The following is a 26570-nucleotide window of genomic DNA, read 5'->3' on the forward strand; positions in this document are numbered from 1 at the left end:
CTGGACCCGCCCAGGACCCCCCGCCGCCGACAAGAGCGCCGCTAGGCCCCCTGCCCCCGCTCCTCCCGGATCTGCGCGACCACGCGCGCGACGGCCGTGCGCACGGCCTCCGTCTCGGTCAGGAAGCGCCAGTAGTCGGGATGGCGGCCCTCGAGCGCGGCGACGGCGCGGTCCAGGCGGGCCACCGAGTCGTCGAGGGGGCGGGCGTGCCGCGGGTCGGGCTTCTGGCGGCCCGACATGGCCAGGCGCTGGGCGTCGCGGACGGCGAAGCGGGTGCGCTCGATCTCGGCCTGCGGGTCCTTCGCGACGGCGTTCAGGCGCCGCAGCCGGTCGCCGGCGGCGGACACGGCCTCGTCGGTGGAGTTCAGCAGCGCCCGCACCGTGGAGAGGAGTGCCGTGGCGTCCGGCCAGCGCTGGTCCTCGCGGGCGCGCTGGGCCTCCTTCAGCTTGGTCTCGGCCTGCCGCACGTTCTGCTCGGCCTGCTGCGGCACCGGCTGCAGGTCCTGCCAGCAGGCCGCGGTGAACCGGCGCCGCAGCTCGCTGAGGATCGGCTGCACCTGCTCGCTGCGGGTGGTCAGGGCCTGCGCGCGGGTCCGCAGCGACACCAGGCGCCGGTCGATCTCGCGGGCCCGCTCCGGCAGCCGCTCTGCCTCGGCGCGGACGGCCTCGGCGTCCCGCACGACCCGGTCGGCGCGCTGCAGGGTGTCGGCGACGCCGTGCCGCCCCGCGCCCTGGTTGAGCTTGGTCAGCTCGGGCGCGAGCGCGGCGAGCCGCCCGGCGAGGTCGTCGGCCTTCAGGCCCGCGGTCCGCACCGCGTCGAGCGCGTTGCTCGCGGCCAGCAGGGTCTGCCGGGCGCGCTCCACGGCCGGGGCGAGGCGCGCCAGTTGGGTCTCGGCCTTGTCGAGCAGCGGGGTGAGCCCCTGCGAGAACCGGTCGAGCTCCTGCTTGGTGGTGCCGAGGGCGTCCTTGGCCCGGGTCAGCTCGGCGCGGGCGCGCGCGGCGGCGGACGTCTCCAGGTCGTCACGGTCGAGGTCGTGCGCGTCCACGGCGGCGATGTACTGGTGACTCACCTCGTCGATGCGATGCCCGAACGCCTCGAAGTCGGACGCGGCCCGCTGCGCGGCGGGGGAGGAGTCCACGGCGACGATGGTCTCGATGGAGATCCGCAGGTCGCGCTGCGCGGAGTCCAGCTCGTAGAACGCGGCCGCGGCGGCGTCCTTCGCGGCCTGCGCCTCGGCCCGCACGCTCTCGCCGCGCCCGCCGAACCAGCGCCGCGTACCGCCGCCGGCGAAGGAGGCGGGCAGGGCGGCGGCGAGCAGGGGGAGTACGGGCAGGGGCAGGAGGACGAGGGCGAGGGCGCCGCGGAGCGGGCCGGGGGCTTGTCCGGCGGCGGGTCGGGAGACCTTACGCCTGAGGGCCTGGCTGGCCACCGCATCGCAGCGCGAGACGACGGCATCCGCGGCGGACACCGCCAACGACGTCCATCTGTCCCTTGTGTACGGCCGCGGAGGTGTCGCCGTCACTATCCCTCTCCCGTGCTGTTCGCCCTGCCCGGTGTCATTCTCCCACCGGTTGAGGACGAACACACGGGCCGGTCAGTTCGCGCTGCGCACTGTGACGTTGCCGTCGACGCTCCGCACGGAGACGTGGTGGGGGCTGCGGGGGTCGCGCGGTACGGAGATGTCGGCGCCGCCGTCGACGGTCTCGCTGTCCACGCGGTACGAGGCCGCGCCGCCGCCCCCGTCGCCCTTCGCGCCGCCCTTGGCGACGGGCAGCCCGACGGTCACGGACCCGTCCTGGCTGCGGGCCTGGACGCGGTCGGGCGCGGCGGCGAGTTCGAGCCGCACGGAGCCGTCCCGGGAGGCGGCGCTGACCCGCTTCGAGGTGACGCCGGTGGCCCGCACCGAGCCGTCGACGCTGCGCAGGTCGAGCGGCCCGCGGGCGTCCTTCACGGTCACGGACCCGTCCGACGTACGCACCTTCAGCGGCTCCCGGAAGCCGGTGGCCGTCACCTTGCCGTCGTTGTTGAGGACGGTCACGGCGACGTCGCGCGGTACGACGACGCGGTGCTTGGCGGAGCAGTTGCTGATGACGCCGCTGCACTTCACCCGGAAGGTGAGCCGGTCCCCGCGCATCTCCCACGTGACCTTGGGGCTCTCCCCGATGACGGTCCGCCCGTCGAACCACCGAGTCACGCGTACGTCCCTGCCCTTGGCGTCGCCGTCCTTCGCACCGTCGTCCTCCGCATCGTCGGAGACGACCACTTCCAGCGCCGAGTCGTCCGAGTCCACGGTGAGCGTGCGCCCCGGCAGGGCGAAGGACCGCTGCTCCGGGTCGGAGTCGTCCTCGGCGCTGGCCCCGCACGCCGCGACCATCCCGACGACGACCGCCGTCGTCCCCACCCCGACCAGGACACGCATCCCCCGCGCACGCGGACGCCGGACGGTCATGACGCTCTCCCTTTGTTCCCGTTGTTCCCGCCTCCCCGCGGCCGTTGCCACGAGCACACGACGACCGTACGAACTGCCCGCCTCCCAAGGGATCCGGCCGACCACCGGATCCACGGTGGGGCTAGCCCCCCGCGCCCCCGGGGGCACCCGCCCCCGCCCTCGATACGGGTTTGCGGCGCCGGGCCACGGGCAAGGTAGGCTGTCGGCACATTCCGGGCGCGTAGCTCAGGGGTAGAGCGCTGCCCTTACAAGGCAGATGTCGGCGGTTCGAAACCGTCCGCGCCCACCGGGACAAAGACCCCCAGCCGAACTTGGCTGGGGGTCTTTGTCGTCCTGGGTTCCGTGCCGTGCGCCTCTGTTTCCGCTGTGGTGCTCACGGTGTTGCTTGCTGTGGGCCCGCCTGCAGGTGGGCCTTCGCGTTGATCAGGGCGCGGGCCCGCAGGCGGTGCCACTCGGCGAGTTCGCCGCGGTGCCGGGTGCGGACCTCGGTGAGCGGCTCCTTGCGGTAAGTGGCCTCCGGCTTGAGGTTGTTGACTCGGCCGGGGACGGCGGGCGGGCGCCGGGGTGCGGCGGCGGGGGCGACGAGCCGTCGCTGGGCACGGGTCGTGGCTTCGGCTTCGCCCGGCTCGCGCCCCGGGTTCGTGTGGGGCGGCTTCGTGGCGCATGCGGGCGGCTCCTGGGACTGGTTCGGCGCACAGTGCATGCGCACCCTCCCCAGCGGCCGCCCGGGTAATCGCGTTGTTCCCCTCAGGGGTTAGTAGTTGTACCGGGCGGGGGTGCGGGTGCGGGCGCGGGTCGTCGAGCCGCCGCCGGCGGTCCGGATGCTATCGGCGGTGCGACTGCGTCTTCGGATGCGTGCGCCGGTACCTGCGGTCCCAGCGCTCCTGGCGGGAACGCCGGATGCGGTAGTCGCGGTACGTGGCGGGGACGGGGCCGCCGCCTCCACCTCCGCCGCCCGAGGGCCCGCCCGCCCTGGCCGAGGCCCCGCCGCCCGCGGAGCCTTGCCGTGCCGGGCCGCCGTCACGGCGGCGGACGAGGAAGTAGACGAGCGCCGCGGCCGCGAGCCACAGCAGGGGCTGTTGGAAGCCCAGGGCGATCAGGATCGCCAACAGGACGATGACGAGTACGTTCATGGCTGAACCTCCGCACGCTGGACGCGGGGGCCGGATTCGATGCCGGATTCGATGTTCGACGGATGAGGCCGGGCGCCACAGCGAGCGCCACGGAGCGGGGGCGGCTCCGGAGCGCGGGACTGGCGTCGCGGGGTCGTACGAGGGCTCGTTCGGCCCTCGTACGGGGAGTCAACGCCCGCCGCCACCCCCTGTCAATGCTCCTCGGCGGAGGTCGCGGACGGGGTCTCGTGCGCGTGCTTGAGCCTCATCCGGGTGTCCACCACGTCCGGGCCCGAAACCTGCTCCCAGAAGCGGTGGCAGCTCACGAAGACCGCGAGCTCCCGCTCCCGCGCGCGCAGCTTCTCGACCTCGGCCTGCTCGTCGGGCGTCCAGCCGGGGGAGGCCGGGCGCTCCACCTTGCGCCAGCCGTGGTCGTCGCTGAAGCCGTCCAGGGGCTCGACGGACCAGGGCAGTCGCTTCAGGAGTGCGTGCAGCTCGGATCTGATCTGGTGCAGCTCCTCCTGGCCGGCGAGGAGGTCGCTCGGGAACTCTTGCTCGGGGGTTGCGGGCACGGCCGCAATGCTACTCCTGTTCGAATTTGGTGTGCGAGGGGCTCGACGGGCGTGTTCCGCTGCGCGAGGCTGTACGTATGTGCCGCAGCATCAAGACCCTTCGTCCGCCCGTCATCCCCGAGAAGGCCTCCGAGGAGGAGATTCGGGCCGCCGCGCTTCAGTACGTGCGCAAGGTGTCCGGGTTCCGGGCCCCGGCCGCCCACAACCGTGAGGTCTTCGACCGCGCCGTCGACGCCGTCGCCGAAGCCACCGCTTCGCTGCTGGCCGACCTCGAGGTACGGGGCGCCCGCGCGGCGACGGGAGGGTAGCCCTCGCGGGGTGCGCCCCAGGCCCGCCCCTTCCCGTAACCAGGGGCTGCCGCCCCTGGACCCCGCTGGGGTGGGTGTCGCGGGCGGGTGGGACGACCCCCGCCGATCGCGCTTCGCGCTCGTCCTCAATCGCCGGACGGGCTAAAAGGGTGGTGGAGGTGCGTTTGGGGGGCGAGGGCTGGGGCGGAGCCCCAGGAAAGGGCGGGTGGGTGGGGGAAAGCCCGTCCGGCGTTTGAGGACGAGGGCCGGAGGCCCGACAAGGGGGGAGAGGGGCGCAGCCCCATCAGGTGGGGCGGCGTACCAGGAAGGCCGCGCCGGCGCCCGCGGCGACCAGCGCGAGAACCGACACCCCCGTCGCGAGCCACGTCGCCCCGAGCCACTGCCCCCCGAAGTAGCCGAGCCCCACGCTGTAACCGGCCCAGGCCACGCCCGCGAGGGCGGACCAGGGAAGGAAATCGCGCACCCGGCGATGAGCCGCCCCCGCGCCGAGCGAGACGATGGACCGCCCCGCCGGGGCGAAGCGGGCGATGACGACGAGCACCCCGCCGCCGCGCGCGAGCGCCGTGCCGAGGCGCTCCTGCGCGCTGGTCAGCCGCCGCGAGCGGGCGATGGCGCGGTCGAGGCGCGCCCCGCCGCGCCAGGCGATCCGATAGGCGACCAGGTCACCGAGCACGGACGCCGTCGCGGCGCAGAGCATGAGCAGCAGGATGTCCGGCACGTCGTTCGGGACCCGCCCGGTGCCGGAACCGGCGGCCGCGGCCGCGGTGGCCGCCGTGATGACGAGCACCCCGCTCGGCAGCAGCGGGAGGAAGACGTCGAACAGGACGGAGAACGCCACGACCGCGTAGATCCATGGGCTGCCGGTCAGCGCCCCCACACTCTCCAACACCGAAACTCCCCGTTTGGCTCCCCCGGTCGGCAACTCGTCGCCGCGATGCGCGGGGAGCGGCGGGTGGCGGCCATGTGACAGCGGTAAAGCGTACGCCGCGCCCTCGCCCGTAGATCCACTGGGGGCTCAGATGTTCGCCACGCCACGTTCACCCGGCTGCCGCTCCTGAAGCGGCGTACGTCCGCGAAGTCCCGTACGAACGGAGCAGAGGCGCACACAACGGGCGCTCGACGGCGGGACCAGGAGAAGAGGAGAACTCGACGATGGTGGCAGGAATACTCACCGCGGCCGTGGCGGCGGCCGTGCTCGCCGCGAGCGGCGGCGCGACGGGCGAGGGCGCCGACTGCGTACGCGCGAAGGGGCGGTTCACGCCGCCCAAGGCGCCCTCGCCCGCGCTCACCTACGACCGGCACCTCGTGCCCCCGGGCGCCCGGATCCAGGTCACGCAGCGTCACGACAAGGGCGGCACCCGCGTCACCCTGCGCGTGCGGGGCGTCAAGCCGGGCTTCGCGTTCGGCGCGCACGTGCACCGCAAGCCCTGCGGCGTCGACCCGAACGCGGCGGGCGGTCACTACCAGCATCGCCCGGACCCCGTGCAGCCCTCGGAGAACCCGGCCTACCTCAATCCGGACAACGAAGTGTGGCTCGACTTCACCGCACAACCGGATGGCTCCGGGAAGGCGTCCGCGGTCCACTCCTGGGGCTTCCGGCCCGGCGAGGCGGCCTCGGTCGTGCTGCACCGCGAGCAGGGCGGCGCCGGGGACCGGGTGGCGTGCTTCACGGTGCCGTTCAAGCCGCGCGCGGGGTCGTAACGCGGGGTCGTAAGCCGTCACGCGTGGCGCAGCCGTCACACGTGGCGCCGACGCGCAGGCGCCCCCCTCTCCGTACCGGGAACCACGTACGGAGAAGGGGGCGCCGTTCAGACGTTTGTGCAGGTCAGGCGTGTGCGCAGGTCAGGCCGCGATCGGCGTGCGCTCCGCGTCCTGCGCCTTCGGCTCCCGCTCGCCGCGGGCCGCCGCGACGACGCGGTCGAGGCCGAACGCCCCGGAGCCGGTGAAGACGAGCAGCAGGAAGGCCCAGCAGAACATCGCGGAGGCCTCGCCGCTGTTCTGTATCGGCCACAGGGCCTCCGGCTGGTGGACCTTGAAGTAGGCGTAGGCCATCGAGCCGGACGACACGAGCGCCGCGGCGCGGGTGCCGAGGCCGAGCAGCACCAGGCTGCCGCCGACGAGCTGGATGACGGCCGCGTACCAGCCCGGCCAGGTGCCCGCGTCGACGGTGCCGCCGCCGCCGTCCGTGCCGCCGAGGACACCGAAGAGCGAGGCGGCGCCGTGGCAGGCGAAGAGCAGGCCGACGACGATGCGGAACAGGCCGAGGGCATAGGGCTGGGCGCTGTTGAGACGTCCAGTCATGGTGGGGGACTCCTTCGGTCTTGAGTCGGTTGGGGACGGGAACCGATCGGAGCCCCACATTAGGTCCACCTAATTAGTACTTGCAACTTCAACATCTGAGTGTTTCGTGAGAATCTGCTCTATCCGGCCGTCGCAGGCGCCTCTCGGGTTCGGCACTCCGTCCTGAACTGTCGCCGCCGTGGCGGAAAAGGTTGCCGCCCCGGCGGGAGCAGGGGCAGGGGGAAGGGCGGGAGCAGGGGCGGTCGCCGCCCGCAGTGCCGCCCGTGCCACCGCGTCCGCGTCGGACAGCGTCACCGAGTCCACCCCCGGCCTGGCCCCCGCGGCCGTCACCCAGTGCACCCCCTCCGTCGGCACCCCCAACGCGAACCTCCGTGCGTGGGGCCGTCCTTGACGGCCGATCAGGTGGTACGGGCGGGGCGTGACGTCGAGGCCGCCCGTCTCGTAGCCGTCGACGGTGTGCGGGCGGCACGCCCCGGCCCGCAGCAGCTCCGCGAGCAGCGGGTCTCCGGTGCGCCGCAGGTCCGGCTCGGGCAGCCGCGCCTCGACCAGGGTGGTCACCCGCACCTCGGATCCCGGCACGTCCGGCGAGTGCGCGCGGAACGCCCCGTCCTCGCCGCGCACGTCGAGCCGCGGCCCGACGACCCGCACCACGCCCGCCTCGACCAGCGCGGTCAGCTCCTCGATACGGCGGCGGGGCGGGCCGATCGACAGGAACGCGTTGAACGGCGTGTACCAGCCGTCCAGATGGGCACGCCGCGAGGCGCCCGCGAGTCCGCCGTGGTCGACGGCCAGCCGCAGCTCGTTGCGCAGGTCGCGGAGCACGTCGAGGGCCGCCTTGAGCGGGCCCGCCACATTGCCGAGGGCGGCCTGCGCGGCGTCCTCGCGCAGATGGCCGAGCAGCCAGGAGCGGAAGTCCCGCGGCGAGCGGAAGACCTGCCCCGCGTAGGGGCGCGCCAGCCGCTCCCAGGACCAGCGGTCGTCGGCGGCGAACCCGAACTCGTCCAGGACCAGGGCCTCTTGGAGGCTGCCGTGCGCGGTGTCCAGGAAGCGGTCACGGAAGGCGCGGGCCCGCTCCGCCGCGGCGGGGGCCGTCGGCCGCGCGGTGCCGGACACCGCCGGCCCCGCCGTGCCTGACGCCGTCAGCCGCGCCGCGTAGTAGACCGTCTCCACCTCCTTCGCGATCAGCGGCCAGATCTCCGTCAGGAAGTCGGGCGCGTCCCCGCTGTCCGCGCGCTTGCGGAAGCGGGCGATCACCTCCGGCGTGAGGACGGCCGGGTGGTGCCGCCCGTAGGGGCCCTTGGCGTTGTCGCCGCGCGCCTGGTACGGGACGCCGCGGCGCGAACCGGCGTACAGCCGCGGCTCGTTGCCGGACGCGGCGTAACGCAGCCCGCCCCGCTCGTCCGGCACGTAGCGGCCGCCGCGCCCCTGCGTCAGGAGCGCCATGTGGTCGAAGAAGTTCAGGCCGAGCCCGCGCAGGAGGACCGGCTCGCCCGGCGCGAGGGCGGTGAGGTCGACGTCGGCCGGGTTGGCCGGCGGGATGTGGCGCAGGCCGTGGCGGGCGGCGTACGCGGCCAGCTCCTGCTGGGCGCGGTCGCCGGTGGTGGCGGGCAGGTGTCCCTGGGCGAGGACGACTGCGGACAGGCCGGATATCTCACAGGAGTCGTCGAGTACGAGGGTCTGGGCGCCGTCGGCCGTGTCGTCGAGGCGGATCGCGCGGGCCGCGTGTGTTTCGACGCGGACGACGGCCGGGGCGGTCCGTACGGTCTCGGCGAAGAACCACTCCAGGTAGCGGCCGTAGTCGGCGCGCGTCGGGTAGTCGTCCGGGCCGAGCCCGGGTATGTGGCCGCGCGCTGCCCACTCGTACAGGCTCGGGCCCGGGCGGATCGGGCCCGCGCAGTCGACGCTCGGGTCGGTGAACAGTGTCACCTGGGAGGCGACCGTGTTCATCAGGAGCTCCGGGGACTGGGCGGTGCGCCAGACCCGCCCCGGGCCCGGCGGCGCCGGGTCGACCACGTGGACCGTGAGGCGTGCGCCCGGGGGCAGGAGTTCGGTGGCCGACGCGCACAGGCGCTCCAGGACGCTCGTGCCGCGGGGGCCGGCTCCGACGACGGCTATGGCGTGGTCGGCGGTCGAAGCAGCAGACAAGAGCGTGACTCCCGGTACGGGTGGGGCGCAGGAAGCGGACGGTGCGCCTCATCATGCCGTCGGGTCACACGTGGGGGAAGTGCGGGTTGGGGCCCTGCGGGGCTTTCCCCAGTCCCGCCCCTTCCCGAAACTGGGGGCTCCGCCCCCAGACCCCCGTATCGGCCTGAACGGCCTCGTCCTCAAACGCCGGACGGGCTGGAAGGGTGGGCGGGTGGGGAATCAGCGGGGGGTCAGGGGGCGGGAGTCCGTTGTTTGGAGGGTCGTGGCGCCGAGTCGTGAGCGTTGTGCTCGGTCGAGCTGCAGCTCGGCGGCGCGGCCGCGCAGTGTCAGGGTCATCAGGTGGTTGCCGAACCAGGGGCCGCCCGTCCGGCGCCAGGAGAGGTTCGCGCCCGCGACCCGCCCGTGCCGCGCGAAGCGGCGCCCCAGGGCGCGGCCGACGCGGCTCCAGCCGAAGCGGAAGCCGACCCGTATCGAGGCGGGGATGGAGTTGTGCACGGGCGAGCAGGTCAGCTGCAGGACGCGGGCGTCGGGGCCGCCGCCCGCGGGCCACGCGGGCTCGGCGACGTACGCGTGATGGACGTCGCCGGACAGCACGCACACCGTCGCGGGCGCGTCGTCGCCGGAGCCGGCCTCGGCGATCAGCGCGGCCAGCGCGTCGAACGACGACGGGAACGCCGCCCAGTGCTCCAGGTCGGCGCGGCGCCGCAGATCCTCGCCGAACCGGGCCCAGCGCGCGCCGCGGTCACCGCGGCACAGCGCGGCGTTCCAGCCCTCGGCGTCGTGGATGAGATGGGGCAGCAGCCAAGGCAGTGACGTACCGATCAGCAGGTGGTCGCAGCCGCCTTCGAGGGCCTGTTCGCGCAGCCAGCGGGCCTCCTCCGGGTCGAGCATCGCGCGCTTGTCCTCCTCCAGGACGCGGGCGGCGCGGGTGTCGACCATCAGCAGGCGTACGCGGCCGAAGTCGCGGCGGTAGCTCCACCGCGTCGCCCGGGGATCCGCGTCGGACGCCGCGGCGAAGGCGCGCAGCGCGTCGGTGCCGTCGGGCGTCGCGCGCACTTCCGCGAACAGCTCGTTCCGCGCCAGCTCCGCCGGGGGCAGATTGCCCAGGTGCTGATACACCCAGTACGACATCAGGCCGCTGAGGATGCGCTCGCGCCACCAGGGCGTGGCCCGCATCTCGGCGAGCCAGGAGGCGCTGGTGTTCCAGTCGTCGATGACGTCGTGGTCGTCGAAGATCATGCAGCTCGGGACGGTGGAGAGCAGCCAGCGCACCGCGGGGTCGAGCCAGGACTCGTAGTAGAGGTGGGTGTACTCCTCATAGTCCGCGACCTGGTCGCCCGGGGGCTCGGAGAGGTCGCGGCGGGCGGCGAGCCAGCGGCGGGTGGCCTTGGAGACCTCGTCCGCGTACACCTGGTCGCCCAGGAGCAGCAGCACGTCGGGGCGCGGGGCAGCGGGGTCGGCGGCGATGCGGGCGGCGAGGGTGTCGAGGGCGTCGGGGCCGTAGGGGTCGTGTTCCCCGGCGGGTGGCGCGGCCCACCGGCAGGAGCCGAAGGTGACCCGCACGGTGTCGCAGCCCGAGCCGTCCCCCGCGACGGCGTCGCCCGCGCCGTCCGGCCCTTCCTCTCCGCCCGGCGTACGGATCGTGCTCGCCGGAAACGCGGAGTCGGGCAGCGGCCACACGGGGCTGTCGTCGAGCGTGACCTCGTACGCCGTGTCGGTGCCCGGGCGCAGGCCCGTGACCTGGACGAGGGCGTAGTGGTGGCCGGCGATCTGGAACGTCCGGGCCGAGCCGCCCGCGCCGTCCGCGCACCGCACCTCAGCTGTGCAGGGCCGGTCGGCCTCCACCCAGACGGTCGCGCTCGCGCCGTCGACGTACCTCAGCAGTGGACCCAGACGCAGCCGCGCCACAGTGATCACCCTCCTCCGTCGCCCCGTACGGTACGGAACGACGGAGGCGGGCGGGGTGGTTCCGGGGAACCCGGGGTGTCAGCAGCCGTTCAGGATCTGGGCGAGCGCGCTCTTCTCGGCGGAGTCGACGCTGAGGCCGTAGTGCTGCTTCACGTCCACCCACATCCGGGCGTAGAAGCAGTGGTACGAGGTGACGGACGGCAGCCATTCGGCCGGGTCCTTGTCGCCCTTGGCCTGGTTGACGTTGTCGGTGACGGCGATGAGCTGCGGCTGGCCGAGGTCGTTGGCGAAGCCCTTGCGCCGGTCGGTGGTCCAGGTGTTGGCGCCCGACTTCCAGGCCTCGGAGAGCGGGACGACGTGGTCGATGTCGAGGTCGGAGGCCTGCGTCCACGTCGCGTTGTCGTAGGCGGACTTCCAGGTTCCGGAGACGGCGGCGCAGCTGCCGTCCTGCTGGACGTTCTCGCCGTCGCGCTTGAGGACGACCTCGCGGGTGTTGCAGGCGCCGGACTGCGTGATCCAGTGCGGGAACTTGTCGCGGCTGTAGCCGTCCGAGGAGCCCTCGGGGCGCACGGTGAGCTGGCCGAGGTAGCCGCGGGCGGTGGCGGCGTCGACGGGGGTGGGCGGGGCGGCCTGGGCGGGGGAGCCGGCGAGCAGGGTCGCGGCGGAGGCGAGGGCGGTGACGGCGCCGAGGGCGGCGAAGCGACGCGCGTAGACAGCGGGCATGTGAACTCCCTTGATGTGGGGGGATGGTGACCGGTGGGGCGGCCATGCTGGCGCGGCCGGGTTGCCCCGAGATGTGCGCCGAGTGACAGGGTCGCGTCAATCACCTGTAAACATCAAGGGTTCTGGCGTGCCGTCATGGAGGCGCGCCGGGGCGGAAGTTGGCACTTCGGTGTGAAATGCCCGGTGCGGGGTGCTCCGGTACGGCCGGGACGCTCCGGTCCGTGCTCCGGTCCACGGGAGATCGCAGGGGGCGCGTGCCGGGGCGGCTGTGGCCCCGGTCACGCCGGGGCCGGGCCGAAAGTCCCTGGCCGGGGCGGTGCGGAGGTCGCGTACGATGGCCGGAGCAGAAGGGGAGTAGCTCTTCGCCGGACCGTCGACATACTGCTCAGCTCGTCTGAGCCGGCGCCCGGAGGCGGCCCACCTGGTGGGCGGCCAGCGAGACCTTCGGCAAGCAGTGCCCGCGTACACCTCCGTGTACGACACCGTGCGCTGCCGTGCCGAGGTGTCGTACGCGAAGGCTGCGGAACTCTCGGTGGGGCGGCCCGACCGATTGAGGAACCTTGATCAGCATCAGCGTGACGGCGCTCGTCTTCGGCGTCGTCTTCCTTGCCGAACTGCCCGACAAGACCGCGCTGGCCGGGCTCGTCCTCGGCACCCGTTACCGCGCCTCGTACGTCTTCGTCGGCGTGGCCGCCGCGTTCGCCGTGCACGTGGTGCTCGCCGTGGCGGCGGGCAGTGTGCTCACGCTCCTGCCGCAGCAACTCGTGCACGCGCTCACCGGTGTCCTGTTCCTCGGCGGCGCGGCGATGCTGCTGATGAAGAAGGACGAGGACGAGGACGAGGTCCGGGCGCCCAAGAACCAGAGCTTCTGGCGGGTCTCGGGGGCGGGCTTCATGCTCATCCTGGTCGCGGAGTTCGGCGACCTCACGCAGATCATGACGGCGAACCTGGCGGCGCGGTACGACGACCCGCTCTCTGTGGGCCTCGGCGCGGTGCTCGCGCTGTGGGCGGTCGCCGGGCTCGGGATCGTGGGCGGCAGGGCGCTGATGAAGCGGGTGCCGCTGGCCCTCATCACGAAGGTCGCGGCGGTGCTGATGCTGGGGCTCGGGGTGTGGAGCCTGTACGAGGCGATTGCCTGAGGCGGACTGGGTCCCGTGGGTCGGCCTGGGCTGACTGGGCCGGTTTGAACCGGGCTGACCTGCGTTGTTGGCGTTCGCGGTGCTTGTTTTGTACCGTGAGGGAACAAAGTGGCTCCGCCCGTACTCCCTGACCGGCGGGCGGGGCCGCCTTGTTCTCTCTTCCGTGTGCGGGTCTTTCCTTTGGAGTACGCCGATGACGGCTGCGAACGTACTGACCGCCCGAGCTCTCCTCCTCGACATGGACGGCACCCTCGTCAACTCCGACGCCGTCGTGGAGCGGTGCTGGCGGCAGTGGGCCGCGCAGCACGGGCTCGACGCCGACGAGGTGATGAAGGTCGTGCACGGGCGGCAGGGGTACGCCTCGATGGCGCTGCTGCTGCCCGGGCGTCCCATGGAGGAGAACTACGCGGAGAACCGCGCGATGCTCGCCCAGGAGACCGCCGACATGGACGGCGTCGTGCCCGTGCCCGGGGCGCCGGAGTTCATGGCCTCCCTCGCGGGGGTGCCGCACGCCCTCGTCACGTCCGCGGACGTGGGGCTCTCCACCGGGCGGATGGCCGCCGCGGGGCTTGCGCTGCCCGCGGTGCGGGTGACTGCCGAGAGCGTGGGGGCCAGCAAGCCGGACCCCGAGGGGTTCCTCAAGGGGGCCGCCGAGTTGGGGTTCGATCCTGCCGACTGCGTGGTCTTCGAGGATTCCGGGGCCGGGATCGCGGCGGGGCGCGCCGCCGGTATGCGGGTGGTCGGGGTGGGGCCCCGGGCCGGGGCGTACGAGCCCACTGTGTGGGTGGATGACCTTACCCAGGTGCGGGTTTCCGCTGACGCGGGGTTTGTGCGGCTTACGTTCGGGTGAGCCGGGGTGCCCCCGGGGCGGGCTGGGATCCCGTCGGCCTTTTCGCCCCGTCGGCCTGGGGCTGTGCCCACCCGTGCCGCCCCTGGCGGCCCAGCTGCCCACAGCGGGTAGGGGCGGTCGGCCCCGCACCGTCGACCTGGTGCCCGCAGCGGGGAGCGGCGGGGAACGGGCCGGGACGTCATGGCGCCGTCGGGCTGGGTTGCCTCTGAGCCCGTCCGGCGATTGAGGACGAGCCGCGGAGCGGCGATCGGCGTGGGGTGTCTCACCCGCACGGGACACCCACCCCAGCGGGGTCCAGGGGCGGCAGCCCCTGGTTACGGGAAGGGGCGGGACTGGGGCGCCCCGCGAGGGCCACCGTCGGCTTCAGGGGGCCTTGTTTCGGATTCCAGGGATTTTCGGGTTGGGGGGCCGTAGGTGCCGTGGGGGTCTGTGGTGAGGCCTCGGGCCCATTGGTAGCGGGTGACCGCTTCCGCTACGGGGCCGGCGTAGACGCCGTCGGCAGGGCCCACGTACAGGTACAACTGCCGTAGGCGGTACTGGAGTTCGGTCACCTCGGCGCCGCGGTCGCCCAGGCGCAGGGTGGGTGCGGCGGCCGGGCGGCGGGACGGCGGCGGGCCCACGGACCCCGTGGCGCGGGCCGTCGTACGCGAGGGCGAGGTGACCGGGGCGTTCTTTCGCACCGGCAGCGACCGTGCGGCCGAAGGCGAGGGTGTTCGCGTCGGCTCGGCGCGTGAGGTCGTCGGGCGGGGCGCGGGCTGCGAGGCCTTGCGGGGAGCAGGTTTCCCGGAGGGCGCGTCGTCCGGGGTGTCGGCCGTGGTGTCCGGCAGCGCCAGATCCGTACCGCCGCTCCCGCCACCGTCACCGCCGTTGCCCCCGGACAGCGCCCCGCCCGCGAACACGGCGGCCGCCGCGAACACCGCCCCCGCCCCGGCGCACAGCGCCGTACGCACCCGCCGCGCGGACCTCTCGTACGCCGGGGAGGTCTCGGTGGGAGCGGCGTCCGCCGCCGCGGGCGCCTCCGGCGGCAGCGGCGCGGACGTCAGCGCCGGCAACGGAGCCGATGGCTCCGGCAGCGTCACGTACGGGCGTATGCGTATCGGATCGAAGTCCTCCGCCGCGGCTGCCTCCGCGGAGCGCGTCTGCAGCGCCGCGTCCGCGGCCTCGCGCGCGCACGCGCAGCCGGGCGCGGCCCCGCGCTCCCGCGGCGTACCGCACCCCGGGCACACCGGCCCGCCGCCGTCCGAGACCGGTAGGCCGTGCGAGACCGGTAGGCCGTCCGAGCCCGGTAGGCCGTGCGAGCCGGGTAAGCCTTCCGAAGCCGGTAGGCCGTCCGAGCCCGGTAAGCCGTCCGAAGCCGGTAAGCCGACCGAGCCCGATAAGTCGTCCGAGCCCGGTGGGCCGTCCGAGCCCGGTAGGCCGTCCGAACCTGGTAGGCCGTCCGAAGCCGGTAAGCCGACCGAGCCCGATAAGTCGTCCGAGCCCGGTGGGCCGTCCGAACCTGGTAGGCCGTCCGAAGCCGGTAGGCCGTCCGAACCCGGTAAGCCAACCGAGCCCGGTAGGCCGTCCGAAGCCGGTAGGCCGTCCGAACCCGGTAAGCCAACCGAGCCCGGTAAGCCCTCCCAGCCCGGTAAGCCGACCGAGCCCCCCGGGCCGCCCAAGACCCCCTCCGGGGCCCGCGGCCTGCCCGCCGCCTCGCGTGCGGCGTGCTCCCGTGGTTCCCCGGCCCGTCCGTTCGCCTCGCTCATCGCGTGCTCCCCTTCCTCGCCGGCCCCGCAGAGCTCTGAAGGAGTATGCAGCCACTCGGTTCGACAGGCCATAACGGGGGACTCGGACCAGGATGGGAGGTGGACAGCACCGCAGGAGGTGTCCATGACGCACGACGTGAGCGCCCGCCCGGCGGCTCCCCGGCCGGGGGCCGGGCCGCCGGAGCACGTGGGCGGCGGCGTACTGGTCTCCATCGGCGCGCTGCTCCTCGGCATGCTCCTGGCCGCCCTCGACCAGACCATCGTCTCCACCGCGCTGCCGACCATCGTCAGCGACCTCGGCGGCCTGGACCATCTGTCGTGGGTCGTCACCGCGTACCTGCTGGCCGCGACGGCCGCGACCCCGCTGTGGGGCAAGCTCGGCGACCAGTACGGCCGCAAGAAGCTCTTCCAGACCGCGATCGTGATCTTCCTGATCGGCTCGGCGCTGTGCGGTGTCGCGCAGAACATGCCGCAGCTCATCGGCTTCCGGGCGCTGCAGGGCCTGGGCGGCGGCGGGCTGATGGTGCTGTCCATGGCGATCGTCGGGGACCTGGTCTCGCCGCGCGAACGCGGCAAGTACCAGGGCCTGTTCGGCGCGGTCTTCGGCGCGACCAGCGTGCTCGGACCGCTGCTCGGCGGCCTCTTCACCGAGCACCTGAGCTGGCGCTGGGTCTTCTACATCAACCTGCCGATCGGCGTCGTCGCGCTCCTCGTCATCGCCGCCGCGCTGCACATCCCGGCGAGCCGGGCCCGGCACGTCATCGACTACCTGGGCACCTTCCTGATCGCGTCCGTCGCCACCTGCCTCGTCCTCGTCGCCTCGCTCGGCGGTACGACCTGGGCCTGGGGCTCGGCGCAGATCATCGGGCTCGCGGTGCTCGGCGTCGTGCTCGCGGTGTGGTTCGTGAGCGTCGAGCGGAAGGCCGCGGAACCGGTGATCCCGCTGAAGCTGTTCCGCGTCCGCACCTTCACCCTCTCCGCCGTCATCAGCTTCGTCGTCGGCTTCGCGATGTTCGGGGCGATGACGTACCTGCCGACGTTCCTCCAGGTCGTGCAGGGCGTCTCGCCGACCATGTCCGGCGTGCACATGCTGCCCATGGTGGTCGGCCTGCTGCTCGCCTCGACCGCGTCCGGGCAGATCGTCAGCCGCACCGGGCGGTGGAAGGTGTTCCCGATCGCGGGCACGGGCGTCACCACGCTCGGCCTGCTCCTGCTGCACCAGCTCGACGAGAACAGCCCGACCGGCGAGATGAGCGCCTTCTTCTTCGTGTTCGGCCTCGGGCTCGGCCTGGTGATGCAGGTGCTCGTCCTCATCGTGCAGAACGCGGTCAGCTACGAGGACCTGGGCGTCGCCACGTCCGGTGCCACGTTCTTCCGGTCGATCGGTGCCTCGTTCGGCGTCGCGATCTTCGGGACGGTGTTCACCGGCCGGCTCGGGGACAAGCTCACGGACGCGCTGCGCGGGCAGGGCCTGCCGGCCGGGGTGAGTGTCGACTCGCTCAAGGCCGACCCGCGCGGCATCGCGGAGCTCCCCGCCGACCTGCGGCCCGGGGTGCTGTCCGCGTACGCGTCGTCCATCACGGACGTCTTCCTGTACGCGGCGCCGGTTGCCCTCGTCGCCTTCGTGCTCGCCTGGTTCCTCCACGAGGACCGGCTGCGCGGGGCGGTGACGGCGCCCGACCCGACGCAGACGCTCGCCAGCAATCCCGTCGAGCGGTCCTCGTACGACGAGGTGGCGCGCGCGTTGTCCCTGCTCGGGACGCGGGCGGGGCGGCGGGAGGTGTACGTCCGGATCACCGAGCGGGCCGGGTACGACCTGCTGCCCGCGGCGAGCTGGATGCTGCTGCGGATCGCCCGGCACGGGCATGTGGAGCCGGCCACGCTGGCCGCCGAGCGGAGCATGGTGCCGCTGACCGTCGTCACGGAGGCCTCGCGGCAGTTGGAGGAGCGGCACCTCGCCATCCGCGAGGGGCTCGGCCTGCGCCTGTCCGACTCCGGCCGCGAGGTGGCCGCGAAGCTTGCCAAGGCGCGGGAGGAGTCGCTCGCGGAGTTGCTCGGGGACTGGTGGGGGCCGGGGCGGCCGACGGATCTGATGCAGTTGGTGGAGGAGTTGGGGGCGGAGATGTGCGGGTCGGACGGGGAGCGGCCCACTGGCCGGGGGCCTGGCGGGTGATTGCTCCTGGTCGACGTGGGTTGCCGCCGGGGGCGCCTGGGTGCCGTTGTCGTCTCCGTGCCGTGCGCCGTGGTTGCCCTACCCCGCCGCTCCGCGGCGGCTCTCCCACCCGCCCACCCGTTTGCTGTTGGACGTCAGCTCCTGGCCGAGAAGCCGTCCTCGGGCCGTCGGCACTTCGCCGTGGGCCGTCCATTGACGGGATCGCCACGGGTCCGTGGGCGGGTGGGTGGGTCGTTCCGCGCCGCGGGTCGGTCACCTACGGGTGGGTGGGTTGTTCCGCATCACGGGTCGGTCGCTCACGGGTGGGTGGGTCGTTCCCCGCCACGGGGCGGTCACCTACGGGCGGGTGGGTGGGCGTTCCCCGTCACGGGGCGGGGACCCACGGGTGGGTGGATCGTCTCCCGCCACCGGTCGGTCGCCCACGGGTGGGTGGGTCGTTCCCTGCCAGGGGTCGGTCGCCCATGGGTGCGTGGGTGGGTCGTTCCGCGCCGCGGGTCGGTCACCTACCGCTGGGTGGGCGGTTCCCCGTCACGGGGTGGTCACCCACCGGCGGGTGGGGCCGGACGTCCCCGCAGCGGGGCTGCTCACCTGCGCATCGGCGCGCCCCTCACCCCCGCCCCGCCGCAAGCTCCTTCCGCAGCCAATGTTCCGCGTACTGGTCGGAGTTGTGCGGTGGTCCCTCCATGTACCCGTGTCGTGCGTACAGGGCGCGGGCCTCCACCAGGTCGTGGCGGGTGTCGAGGCGGACGTGGGTCGCGCCCAGGGCGTGGGCGGTCTCCTCCGCGGCGGTGAGGAGGACCGTGCCGCCGCCCTTCCCGCGCAGGCCCGCCGCGACGAAGACGCGCGTCAGCTCGGCGGTGGCGGCGTCCACGAGACGTACCCCGGCCGTGCCCGCGGGCTCGCCGTCGTAGCGGGCGAGCAGCAGCACGCCGTCGGGCGGCGTCAGCCCCGCCCCGGCGTCCGCCGCGATCTCGCGTTCCAGTTCGGCGGGGTCCGTGCGGTGGCCCTCGTGCAGCTCGTACCAGCGGTCGCTGACCTCGGTGTAGTACGCCCGCCACAGCGCGAGGGCCGCCGCCGAGCCGACCGGCTCGGGACCCACGGTCCAGGACATACGGGGTCAGGCCTCCTCGGAGGCCGCGGGCTTGGGCGCGGCCTGCTGGACGACCTCGAAGGTCCACACGGCGGCACTGGACGAGGCGGGCTTGGGCCGCTCGCCCCCGCCCGACCCCTGCCCCTGGTGCGAGGCCTTCATCGGGCCCTCCATCCACGCCTGGAACGCGGCCTCGTCACGCCACCGCGTGTACACCAGGTACTGGTCCGTGCCCTCGACGGGGCGGAGAAGCTCGAACCACTCGAAGCCGTCCGAGCTTTCGACGGCGCCCGCGCGGGACGCGAAGCGCTTTTCAAGGGTTTCCCGCTGCTCGGCGGGAACGGTCAGGACGTTGATCTTGACTACGCTCATGGGGTCATCCTGCCGCAGGGCCGCGCGGCGCCGGACGGGCGGGTCGTGCTCCGGTCCCGGGACCGGGACCGGAGCACGACCCGGCTCAGCTTTCGGTACCCGTTCCGGTTCCAGGCCCGTTCGCGTGCCGCTCGCGCCAGTCCCTGGCCACCTCGTCCACGTCGAAGGGGCGCAGGCCCAGCGGCGGGCCGGGTGGCGGGGTGCGCAGGGCCTCGCGGATCTTGTCGTTGAGCTCGCTGACCAGGCGGCGGGCCATGCGCTCGGACGGGGCCTCGGCGGCGGCCGCGAGGACGTCCTCGGCCTCCTTGCGCAGGGCGAGCGTCGGCGAAAGCACGGACACGCCCTCGCGGGCCAACTTCCGCTTGACCCACCACAGTTCGTCGTACGCGGCGCCGGTGTCGTCCGGCAGGGGCTGACCGCGGCCGGGCAGGGCGGCGAAGTCGCCGCGCTCCTCCGCCTCACGGATCTGCTTGTCGACCCAGGACTCGAAGCTGACTCCCGGTGGTTTCCGTTCAGTCATGCGTCCATGGTCGCAGAAGACGTACGACGGTACGGGGCTAGGATGCGCGCGGTTGTCCGGACTTCAGGGGCAGGGGGTACCCAGGTGCTTGAGCTGACCATGGCCGTGGTGACGGGGGAGGCGGACGCGGGCGCGACCGCGGGCATGCTGATGGCGGACGCGGAGAGCGAGCCGGGCGCGGTCCTGCGCGTCGGCCGCGACCGCAACGTGTGCCGGCTCGCGCCGCCGCAGGACTGGCTGTTCGTCTCCCGTACGCATCTCGAGTTCCGCTGTCGCATCGACGGCACCTGGACGGTGACCTGGGTGCGCGGCTCGCAGGCCGACCCGGCCTCCGAGGTGCGGCTGCTCGCCGGGGGCTCCGCGGTGTCCCTCGCGTACGGGGCGACGACGCCGTTGCCCCGGGGCGGCTCCGGGGAGCTCGTCGTACGGGACCGGTCGGGGCCGCGGAGCGTCAACGTGGGCTTCTACCACGAGGTTTGAGCGGTCGGCGTGGTGCTCAGTCCAGTACGCGGGCCAGCGCGAAGCCGTCGTACCCCTTCGTGCCGACCGTCTGCACCGCCGTGCCGTCCAGCTTCGGGTGGCTCGCGATGAGGTCGAGGGCCGCGCGGGTGCCCTGGATGCTGGGGTCGTCGCTGGTGGCGTCGGTGACGTGGCCGCCGCGTACGACGTTGTCGACGATGATCAGGCTGCCGGGGCGGGTGAGCTTGAGGGACCACTCCACGTAGTACGGGTTGTTGACCTTGTCCGCGTCGATGAAGACCAGGTCGAAGGGGGCCGGGGACTCGGCGTGCAGGGCGGCCAGGGAGTCCAGGGCCGGTCCCGTGCGGATTTCGGTGACCTTGTCGAGGCCGGCGCGGGCGAGGTTGGCGTGGGCCACTTCGGCGTGCCTGGGGTTGTACTCCAGGGTGAGGAGGTGGCCGTCGGCGGGGAGGGCGCGGGCCAGCCAGATCGTGCTGTAGCCGCCCAGGGTGCCGATCTCCAGGATGCGGTGGGCGCCCTGGAGTTGGGCCAGGAGGTGGAGGAGCTTGCCCTGGTTGGGCGCGACGTTGATGGCCGGCAGGCCGGCCGCTTCGCTCTCCTGGAGGGTGGCGGTGAGGGCGGGGTCGGCCGGGGCGAGGAGGCCGGTGAAGTAGTCGTCCACGGCGGTCCAGCGGTCGGGGGCGGTGCTCATGCGGATGTGCTCCTTGTGGGTGGGGGTGACGCTGCGCTGTGCCTCCCCAACCCCGCCCCTTCCCGAAACCATGGGGCTGCCGCCCCCTGGACCCCCGTTGGGGGTGGGTGTCGCGGGCGGGTGGGACGACCCCCGCCGATCGCCGCTCCGCGGCTCGTCCTCAATCGCCGGACGGGCTGGAGGGGTGGGCGGGTGCCTCCACCGCCGGAGGCGACCCCGGCAGTGGCTGCCCCGCGGACTCCGTCATGTACCAGACCGCGACGCCGCCGACGACAGCCGCGGCCATCATGTAGTAGGCGGGCATCATCACGTCCCCCGTCGCCCCGATCAGCGCCGTGACCACCAGCGGAGTCGTCCCGCCGAAGACGGACACGGAGACGTTGAAGCCGATGGACAGGGAGCCGTAGCGCACGGGTGTGGGGAAGAGGGCGGGCAGCGCCGACGGCATGGACGCCGTGAAGCAGACCAGGAGCAGTCCGAGCGCGGACAGGCCGAGGCCGATCGCCCACAGGGAGCCGTCCCGGATGAGGAGCAGCGCGGGGACGGACAGGAGCAGGAAGCCCGCGCAGCCCGCGGCGATGACGGGACGGCGGCCGACCCGGTCGGTGAGCGCGCCGACGAAGGGCTGGGCGCACATCATCAGGGCCATCACGACGAGGATGACGAGCAGCCCGTGCGTCTCGTCGTAGTCCAGCTCGCCGGTGAGGTAGCTGGGCATGTACGACAGGAGCATGTAGTCCGTGACGTTGAAGACCAGGACGAGGCCCACGCAGAGGAGCATGGCCCGCCACTGGCCGGTCACCATGTCCCGCAGCCGCACCTTCGGCCGCGTCTGCTCGTCCTTGTGCGCCTTCTCCAGCTCGGCGGCGAACGCCGGGGTCTCCTCCAGGCGCATGCGGAGGTAGAGGCCGATGAGGCCCATGGGACCCGCGATCAGGAACGGGATGCGCCAGCCCCAGGACTGCAGGTCGTCGCTGGACAGCAGCGCCGTCATCAGCGTCACCAGGCCCGCGCCGCCGATGTACCCGGCGAGGGTGCCGAACTCCAGCCAGCTCCCGAGGAAGCCCCGCTTCTTGTCGGGCGCGTACTCCGCGATGAACGTCGAGGCACCCGCGTACTCGCCGCCGGTGGAGAAGCCCTGCACCAGCCGGGCGGCCAGGAGCAGGATCGGCGCCCAGACGCCGATCGTCGCGTACGACGGGATCAGGCCGATCGCGAACGTGCCCGCCGCCATCATGATCATGGTGAGGGCGAGGATCTTCTGGCGGCCCACGCGGTCGCCGAGCGGGCCGAAGACCATGCCGCCGAGCGGGCGGATCAGGAAGGCCGCCGCGAAGGCGCCGAACGTCGACAGGAGCTGTGCCGTGGGGTTGCCGGAGGGGAAGAAGACCTTGCCGAGCGTGACCGCGATGTAGCTGTAGACGCCGAAGTCGAACCACTCCATCGCGTTGCCGAGCGCGGCCGCCTTCACGGCCCGCTTGACCAGCGCGGGGTCGGTGACGGTGGCTTCGGCGGCGGCCGGCCCGGCGGGCCCGGGGGCGGCGCCGGCGGGGCCCTGGACCGTCCCGCCGGGGGAGGGGGCCGCCGGGGTGCGGGGTCCGGCGTGCTGCGCGGTCGGCAAGAGCTCGCTCGCCTGCCTTTCGTGGACTACGGGGACCCGGTGACCTTAGGTGCAGCAACCATCATTACGGGTGGTGTCGGCATGATCGCGCAGGGTCGCAATCGCCCTGTATTCAGGCCAAACGGGGGTACTTCCGGCAGTGACGGCGGGGGCGAGTTGTGATCTATGTCGCGCCCGGACGGCGGAACCGAAGCGGGGGGCTCGTGGAGTCGTCGTACGGATGAGCCCCGCGCGACGGTCCGGAAACCGATCGGGCCCGGTGAACGCGCGGTGGACACGGGTCGCCGGATTGCGACGCGCGCTCCCGCCGCCCGCCGCGGGCCCGTCCCGGAGTGGTCACCGGGGTCCCCGCCCGCCGCGGGCCGGTTGGGCACCGATGCCGAAAAGCCGGTAGAAAGCGGTGTGGCTGCCAGGTGAAATGGGGGTTGCGCGCGTCTCACTCAGGGGCATGCGAGCCTCTTTGGGTGAGATCACGGATCTCCTGGCATTTTGATCAAGGATGACGGATGGGGCGGGAGGGCCGACAGGGCGTGGCGAATGTTGAGCACAGGGGACCGGGGAATGCCTTTGGCGCGGGGGCGACCGGGACACCCAAGGCGCGGATCGGAGTGGTCCGTGTCGCCCTCTGGCTGATCGCCGCCGTCCTCGCCGTGCGGCAGGTGACCGTCGTCCTGCGCACCCCCAAGGCCGAGCGCCTCACCGACCTGGAGACCTGGATCGGGCCCAACGGCGTGCTGCACGTGAACGGCTCGCTGTACGACACCGACAAGTTCACCGGCACCCCCTTCGCCGGCCTGGTCCTCAAGCCGTTCGCCAACTCCGCCGAGCAGGCGCTTGGCTGGGCCTGGACCTTCGGCACCCTCGGCCTCGTCGTGGTCCTCGGCCTGGTCGCCGCCCGCGCGCTGCCGCAGCCCGTTTCGCGCCGCACCTCGCTGCTCGCCGCGCCGGTCGCGATCAGCCTGCTGATGCTGTCCCTGCCGGTGCGCAACACCCTGCATCTGGGCCAGACCAGCATCATCCCGGTCCTGCTCGTGCTGCTCGGCTGCTTCGCCGTGCGCGGCGAGCGGGCCAGCGGCATCCTCATCGGTCTCGCCGCCGCCCTGCAGCCCACCGTGCTGCTCTTCGCGCCGCTGCTGTGGTTCACCGGCCGCAAGAAGGCCACCGTGTCCGTCGGCGCCACCTTCGCCGCGGCCACCGCCGTCGCCTGGGCTGCCATGCCGCACGACTCGTGGACCTACTGGGTGCACCACCTGGCGGGCGCGGGCCTCGGCGCCAACCCGGACGCCAACGCCAACCAGTCGCTGCACGGCGCCCTGCTCCGCCTCGGCCTGGAGGGACCGCTCGAAATAGGGCTCTTCCTGGCCCTGAGCGCCGCCGTCGCCGTCCTCGGCCTGCGCCGCGCGGTGAAGTACGCCCGCGACGGCCAGCTCCTGCTCGCCGTCGCCCTCACCGGCTGCGTCGCCGTCGCCGTGTCCCCGACGAGCTGGCAGCACCAGCTCCTGTGGCTGCTGCTCGCCGTGGTCGGCCGCGTCGGCAAGCGGGCCTCCGACCGGTTCGTGTGGCCCATCGCCGTCGTCCTGGTGATGACGCTGCCGTCGAAGATGATGCTCCCGAACATGTCGGTCCTGGAGCCGCTGCGCGACAACGTCGTCCTGCTGGCCGCGCTGGCCTCCGCACTGATCGTGCCGTTCCTGTCCCGGACCGCGCCCGAGTACCAGACGCCGATCCCCACCTCGTACGCCGATCCCGTACCGGCGCGGTGGAAGTGGGTGCCGCTGTTCCCGTTCTGGCGGCGCGTGCTCACCCGCCCGAACCTGCTCCTCGAACTGCTCCTCATCCGCGTCGGCTACTCCGCGTACCAGCAGACCCGACTCGCCGCGACCGGCGGCACCATCTCCGGGGGCCGGGAGCGGGCCGAGCACCACGGCGAGCAGATCCACTCCATCGAGAAGTTCCTGCACATCGACATCGAGCACTGGTTCAACGCGCTGACGGCGCGGACGCCGTGGATGGAGAGCTTCTTCAACTTCTACTACACGTCGTTCCACTTCGTGGTGCCGCTGAGCGTCCTCGCGATCCTCTACCTGCGCCGCCCCGCCCAGTACCGCTGGGCGCGCTCCGCCCTCGGCTTCGCCACGATCCTCGCGCTCATCGGCTTCTGGGGCTATCCGCTCGCGCCGCCACGCCTGATGGAGAACCTCAACTTCATCGACACCATCCACGGCCCGCAGGACTTCACGCAGCCGGACTACGGCACGCTCACGAAGCTCACCAACCAGTACGCGGCCATGCCCTCGCTGCACTTCGGCTGGTCGCTGTGGTGCGGTCTGACCATCGCGATCCTCGCGCCCAAGTGGTGGATGAAGGCCCTCGGCCTGCTGCACCCGTTCTTCACCGTGTGCGCGATCGTCGGCACCGGCAACCACTGGATCCTCGACGCGGTGGGCGGCGCGGCCGTCGTCGGCGCCGGCTTCGGCCTGACCTACCTGCTGCAGGGGCCCCGCGTGAAGCAGGCCCTGAAGGTGGGGACGGGCAAGGTCGGAGTGGGGTTGCAGCCCGCGGCGGTGGGGGCCGTCGCGCCCGAGAAGGCCCTCCTGCCAGAGAAGGCCGTGTCCGTGTCCGACAAGGTCACGGGCGGGAAGGTCGCGGCCGAGGTGCCGGACGGCACGCCCGAGAAGCAGCCGTCGGGCGCCCCGGACGACCCCGTCAGCACGCCGCAGGACCCCGCGAGCGACCGTACCCCGAGCTGATCCGGTACGTCCCCGGCGTCTCCACCGTCAGCTGTGTGAACTCGCCGTGCCGCTTCAGGCACGCGCCGCCCTCGGCCCGGAGCCACGGCGAGTACACGATCCGCACGGTCACCGAGCCCCGCTCCGGCACCCGCACCACCACGTCCGTGCTGGTGGAGCGGACCACGGACGCGGGCGCCGACGCCATCGGCACCGCGTTCCGCACCCGGAAGATCCGCCAGTGCTTGTCGTGCCACACCGGCTCCAGCCACTTCGGTCCGCTCTTGACCAGCGCGGCCTCGGCGAGCGCGGGCCCGTCCGGGCGGCCGGACGGCAGCACGACGAAGCCGACCGCCCACTTGTCGAGCCAGGCGCGGTACGTCGTGGCGGAGAACGAGCCGTCGTAGAAGAGCCGCCCGCGCTCGATGTCGAGCTGCCGGTTCCAGCCGCGCGCCATGTTCACGTACGGCGCGAGCGCGGTGGCCTCGCGGTGGTTGCGGGCCGGGACCACCTCGACCCGGCCCCGGTCGGCGCCGAGCCGCTCCAGTTCGCGGACGACGGCGTGGGTGTCCGTCGCCCAGGCGGGCACGATCGTCGACACCTCCAGGTCGTCGGCCGTCTTCTGCACCACCCACGCCGTCGACAGGACGAGCGCCGTCACCAGAGCCATCCGGCGCATGACGGGCAGCGCCGGGGTGAGCAGGGCGGCCAGGAGCAGCGCGGGCGCGACGAGTTCGGCGAGCCGCTCGACGTTCGTGCCGATCGGGGACGGTATGAGGTACGTGAGGACGGTCCCCACCGCGTACACCCCCGCCCCCCACCGCAGCACCCGCCACTCCCGCGGCCCCGCCACCACCAGGACCAGGCTGAAGAAGACCGGCGGGAAGACCCGGTCCGCCCACATCAGGTGCTCGCCCTTGAAGGGGAAGAGCACGGTCGTGACGCCGACGACCACGACGGGCGGCGCGAGCAGGGCCAGGGCGCGCCCCCATTCCCGTACGAAGAAGTAGCCGGCCCCCACCACGAGCAGGAACAGGCCCGCCACCGGGGACGCCATGGTGGCGAGCGCCGAGCAGACCACCGCGACCGTCAGACGTTTCCCGCGCAGCGCCGCGAGCACGGCGCCGAGCCCGAAGGCGAGGCCGAGCGCGAACGTGGTGCGCCCGGAGGCGACGTTGCACCACACGGCGAGCGAGGCGAGGACCGCGGGCCACAGCGGGCGGCGCACACCGGAGCGCTCGATGAGCACGGCGACCAGCCAGGCGCCCGCGAGGCCGGACAGGACCGTCACGGTCTTCACGCCGATCGCGGCCATCAAGTACGGGGATATCAGGCTGTAGTTGGCGGTGTGCATGCCGCCGTACCAGAAGAGGCTGTACGCCGCCGAGCCGTGCTCGTCCGCGAACCGGGCCCAGGCCTGCTGGGCCGCGAGGTCCCCGCCACCGGTGGCGAGGAACGCCGCCCACAGCACGTACAGGGGAAGGGTGGGCGCGGTGGCGAGGACGGCGGTGCGGTGCCGGCGGTAGAAGGTACGGACGGCACGGAAGGGATTCTTCCGTTCCGTGGGTGAGCTGCCGGTCGGGAGGATCGAGAGGTCGGCAGAGACCACGGTCACCGTTTCCGTTCGAGGTCTTGGCGGGG

24 protein-coding genes and 1 tRNA gene are annotated in these 26570 nt (G+C 73.1%); 8 read left to right on the top strand and 17 right to left on the bottom strand.

Going from position 1 to position 26570, the window contains the following annotated elements; genetic code table 11:
- Positions 1-41: 41 nt before the first annotated feature.
- Together AC0KTA_RS26805 and AC0KTA_RS26810 are read right to left on the bottom strand one after the other, a co-directional pair.
- Positions 42-1430, bottom strand: a complete 1389-nt coding sequence (locus tag AC0KTA_RS26805) for a hypothetical protein (RefSeq protein ID WP_481056574.1) — start codon at positions 1428-1430, stop codon at positions 42-44.
- Positions 1431-1595: 165 nt separating this feature from the next.
- On the bottom strand, positions 1596-2450 hold the full coding sequence (locus AC0KTA_RS26810) for a DUF4097 family beta strand repeat-containing protein (RefSeq protein WP_481050772.1): 855 nt from the start codon (positions 2448-2450) through the stop codon (positions 1596-1598).
- A 214-nt stretch (positions 2451-2664) separates the two neighbouring features.
- Between AC0KTA_RS26810 and AC0KTA_RS26815 the strand changes: the two genes are divergently transcribed.
- Positions 2665-2736, top strand: a tRNA-Val gene (locus AC0KTA_RS26815).
- Between the two features lie 87 nt (positions 2737-2823).
- On the opposite strand, the gene AC0KTA_RS26820 is transcribed toward AC0KTA_RS26815, so the two are convergent.
- The 3 genes from AC0KTA_RS26820 to AC0KTA_RS26830 form a co-directional block, all read right to left on the bottom strand.
- Positions 2824-3153, bottom strand: a complete 330-nt coding sequence (locus AC0KTA_RS26820) for a hypothetical protein (RefSeq protein WP_481050773.1) — start codon at positions 3151-3153, stop codon at positions 2824-2826.
- A gap of 121 nt (positions 3154-3274) precedes the next feature.
- Positions 3275-3583: a hypothetical protein gene (locus AC0KTA_RS26825; protein ID WP_481050774.1), complete on the bottom strand. Its 309-nt coding sequence runs from the start codon at positions 3581-3583 to the stop codon at positions 3275-3277.
- A 191-nt stretch (positions 3584-3774) separates the two neighbouring features.
- Entirely contained in the window at positions 3775-4143 is a 369-nt protein-coding gene (locus AC0KTA_RS26830; RefSeq protein WP_481056575.1) for a hypothetical protein, read from the bottom strand.
- Between the two features lie 68 nt (positions 4144-4211).
- Here AC0KTA_RS26830 and AC0KTA_RS26835 point away from each other — a divergent pair, with 68 nt between their 5' ends.
- Positions 4212-4442 carry a DUF2277 domain-containing protein gene (locus AC0KTA_RS26835; protein ID WP_481050775.1) on the top strand — a complete coding sequence of 77 codons (231 nt, stop codon included), beginning with the start codon at positions 4212-4214 and terminating at the stop codon, positions 4440-4442.
- Positions 4443-4725: 283 nt separating this feature from the next.
- Here AC0KTA_RS26835 and AC0KTA_RS26840 read toward each other — a convergent pair whose 3' ends face one another.
- Positions 4726-5331 (bottom strand): DedA family protein, encoded by a 606-nt coding sequence (locus AC0KTA_RS26840; RefSeq protein WP_481050776.1) that lies wholly within the window; start codon positions 5329-5331, stop codon positions 4726-4728.
- A gap of 263 nt (positions 5332-5594) precedes the next feature.
- Here AC0KTA_RS26840 and AC0KTA_RS26845 point away from each other — a divergent pair, with 263 nt between their 5' ends.
- A complete protein-coding gene (locus AC0KTA_RS26845; RefSeq protein ID WP_481050777.1) occupies positions 5595-6143 on the top strand; it encodes a superoxide dismutase family protein in 549 nt (182 codons plus the stop codon).
- A 141-nt stretch (positions 6144-6284) separates the two neighbouring features.
- On the opposite strand, the gene AC0KTA_RS26850 is transcribed toward AC0KTA_RS26845, so the two are convergent.
- The 4 genes from AC0KTA_RS26850 to AC0KTA_RS26865 form a co-directional block, all read right to left on the bottom strand.
- Positions 6285-6743 (bottom strand): DoxX family protein, encoded by a 459-nt coding sequence (locus tag AC0KTA_RS26850; RefSeq protein WP_481050778.1) that lies wholly within the window; start codon positions 6741-6743, stop codon positions 6285-6287.
- A gap of 69 nt (positions 6744-6812) precedes the next feature.
- Complete coding sequence (locus AC0KTA_RS26855; protein ID WP_481050779.1) at positions 6813-8888, bottom strand: FAD/NAD(P)-binding protein; 2076 nt, start codon at positions 8886-8888, stop codon at positions 6813-6815.
- Positions 8889-9107: 219 nt separating this feature from the next.
- Complete coding sequence (locus tag AC0KTA_RS26860; RefSeq protein WP_481050780.1) at positions 9108-10796, bottom strand: alkaline phosphatase D family protein; 1689 nt, start codon at positions 10794-10796, stop codon at positions 9108-9110.
- Positions 10797-10874: 78 nt separating this feature from the next.
- The gene (locus AC0KTA_RS26865; RefSeq protein WP_481050781.1) at positions 10875-11519 is read right to left on the bottom strand and encodes an HNH endonuclease family protein; all 645 of its coding nucleotides are present in this window, start codon (positions 11517-11519) and stop codon (positions 10875-10877) included.
- A 560-nt stretch (positions 11520-12079) separates the two neighbouring features.
- On the opposite strand from AC0KTA_RS26865, the gene AC0KTA_RS26870 reads away from it, so the two are divergent.
- Positions 12080-12658, top strand: coding sequence for a TMEM165/GDT1 family protein (locus AC0KTA_RS26870; protein WP_481050782.1), 579 nt, complete (start codon positions 12080-12082; stop codon positions 12656-12658).
- Positions 12659-12851: 193 nt separating this feature from the next.
- Positions 12852-13508 carry an HAD-IA family hydrolase gene (locus AC0KTA_RS26875; protein WP_481050783.1) on the top strand — a complete coding sequence of 219 codons (657 nt, stop codon included), beginning with the start codon at positions 12852-12854 and terminating at the stop codon, positions 13506-13508.
- 314 nt (positions 13509-13822) lie between these two features.
- Here AC0KTA_RS26875 and AC0KTA_RS26880 read toward each other — a convergent pair whose 3' ends face one another.
- Positions 13823-14734 carry a peptidoglycan-binding domain-containing protein gene (locus AC0KTA_RS26880; RefSeq protein ID WP_481050784.1) on the bottom strand — a complete coding sequence of 304 codons (912 nt, stop codon included), beginning with the start codon at positions 14732-14734 and terminating at the stop codon, positions 13823-13825.
- A gap of 643 nt (positions 14735-15377) precedes the next feature.
- Here AC0KTA_RS26880 and AC0KTA_RS26885 point away from each other — a divergent pair.
- The gene (locus AC0KTA_RS26885; RefSeq protein ID WP_481050785.1) at positions 15378-17426 is read left to right on the top strand and encodes a DHA2 family efflux MFS transporter permease subunit; all 2049 of its coding nucleotides are present in this window, start codon (positions 15378-15380) and stop codon (positions 17424-17426) included.
- A 607-nt stretch (positions 17427-18033) separates the two neighbouring features.
- Here the strand turns inward: AC0KTA_RS26885 and AC0KTA_RS26890 are convergent.
- The 3 genes from AC0KTA_RS26890 to AC0KTA_RS26900 form a co-directional block, all read right to left on the bottom strand.
- Positions 18034-18537, bottom strand: a complete 504-nt coding sequence (locus AC0KTA_RS26890) for a GNAT family N-acetyltransferase (protein ID WP_481050786.1) — start codon at positions 18535-18537, stop codon at positions 18034-18036.
- A gap of 6 nt (positions 18538-18543) precedes the next feature.
- Positions 18544-18888 (bottom strand): antibiotic biosynthesis monooxygenase family protein, encoded by a 345-nt coding sequence (locus AC0KTA_RS26895; RefSeq protein WP_481050787.1) that lies wholly within the window; start codon positions 18886-18888, stop codon positions 18544-18546.
- Positions 18889-18973: 85 nt separating this feature from the next.
- The gene (locus tag AC0KTA_RS26900; RefSeq protein ID WP_481050788.1) at positions 18974-19408 is read right to left on the bottom strand and encodes a DnaJ family domain-containing protein; all 435 of its coding nucleotides are present in this window, start codon (positions 19406-19408) and stop codon (positions 18974-18976) included.
- A gap of 84 nt (positions 19409-19492) precedes the next feature.
- Here AC0KTA_RS26900 and AC0KTA_RS26905 point away from each other — a divergent pair, with 84 nt between their 5' ends.
- Positions 19493-19888, top strand: a complete 396-nt coding sequence (locus tag AC0KTA_RS26905; RefSeq protein ID WP_481050789.1) for an FHA domain-containing protein — start codon at positions 19493-19495, stop codon at positions 19886-19888.
- A 16-nt stretch (positions 19889-19904) separates the two neighbouring features.
- On the opposite strand, the gene AC0KTA_RS26910 is transcribed toward AC0KTA_RS26905, so the two are convergent.
- Both AC0KTA_RS26910 and proP read right to left on the bottom strand, forming a co-directional pair.
- Entirely contained in the window at positions 19905-20579 is a 675-nt protein-coding gene (locus AC0KTA_RS26910) for an O-methyltransferase (protein WP_481050790.1), read from the bottom strand.
- Between the two features lie 160 nt (positions 20580-20739).
- Entirely contained in the window at positions 20740-22200 is a 1461-nt protein-coding gene (gene proP / locus AC0KTA_RS26915) for a glycine betaine/L-proline transporter ProP (protein ID WP_481050791.1), read from the bottom strand.
- Positions 22201-22730: 530 nt separating this feature from the next.
- On the opposite strand from proP, the gene AC0KTA_RS26920 reads away from it, so the two are divergent.
- Entirely contained in the window at positions 22731-24950 is a 2220-nt protein-coding gene (locus AC0KTA_RS26920) for a bifunctional glycosyltransferase 87/phosphatase PAP2 family protein (RefSeq protein ID WP_481050792.1), read from the top strand.
- Here AC0KTA_RS26920 and AC0KTA_RS26925 read toward each other — a convergent pair.
- The gene (locus tag AC0KTA_RS26925) at positions 24907-26544 is read right to left on the bottom strand and encodes a hypothetical protein (RefSeq protein WP_481050793.1); all 1638 of its coding nucleotides are present in this window, start codon (positions 26542-26544) and stop codon (positions 24907-24909) included. The genes AC0KTA_RS26920 and AC0KTA_RS26925 overlap by 44 nt on opposite strands.
- Positions 26545-26570 lie beyond the last annotated feature (26 nt).

This window comes from Streptomyces sp. Y309 (assembly GCF_056712025.1).

Excerpts from the sequence above, each read along its gene's own strand:
- AC0KTA_RS26845 (WP_481050777.1), top strand. The coding sequence starts at position 5,595 with ATGGTGGCAGGAATACTCACCGCGGCCGTGGCGGCGGCCGTGCTCGCC.
- AC0KTA_RS26895 (WP_481050787.1), bottom strand. The coding sequence starts at position 18,888 with ATGAGCGTAGTCAAGATCAACGTCCTGACCGTTCCCGCCGAGCAGCGG.
- AC0KTA_RS26865 (WP_481050781.1), bottom strand. The coding sequence starts at position 11,519 with ATGCCCGCTGTCTACGCGCGTCGCTTCGCCGCCCTCGGCGCCGTCACC.
- AC0KTA_RS26820 (WP_481050773.1), bottom strand. The coding sequence starts at position 3,153 with ATGCACTGTGCGCCGAACCAGTCCCAGGAGCCGCCCGCATGCGCCACG.
- AC0KTA_RS26910 (WP_481050790.1), bottom strand. The coding sequence starts at position 20,579 with ATGAGCACCGCCCCCGACCGCTGGACCGCCGTGGACGACTACTTCACC.
- AC0KTA_RS26875 (WP_481050783.1), top strand. The coding sequence starts at position 12,852 with ATGACGGCTGCGAACGTACTGACCGCCCGAGCTCTCCTCCTCGACATG.
- AC0KTA_RS26890 (WP_481050786.1), bottom strand. The coding sequence starts at position 18,537 with ATGTCCTGGACCGTGGGTCCCGAGCCGGTCGGCTCGGCGGCGGCCCTC.
- AC0KTA_RS26835 (WP_481050775.1), top strand. The coding sequence starts at position 4,212 with ATGTGCCGCAGCATCAAGACCCTTCGTCCGCCCGTCATCCCCGAGAAG.
- AC0KTA_RS26825 (WP_481050774.1), bottom strand. The coding sequence starts at position 3,583 with ATGAACGTACTCGTCATCGTCCTGTTGGCGATCCTGATCGCCCTGGGC.
- AC0KTA_RS26900 (WP_481050788.1), bottom strand. The coding sequence starts at position 19,408 with ATGACTGAACGGAAACCACCGGGAGTCAGCTTCGAGTCCTGGGTCGAC.
- AC0KTA_RS26850 (WP_481050778.1), bottom strand. The coding sequence starts at position 6,743 with ATGACTGGACGTCTCAACAGCGCCCAGCCCTATGCCCTCGGCCTGTTC.
- AC0KTA_RS26810 (WP_481050772.1), bottom strand. The coding sequence starts at position 2,450 with ATGACCGTCCGGCGTCCGCGTGCGCGGGGGATGCGTGTCCTGGTCGGG.
- AC0KTA_RS26885 (WP_481050785.1), top strand. The coding sequence starts at position 15,378 with ATGACGCACGACGTGAGCGCCCGCCCGGCGGCTCCCCGGCCGGGGGCC.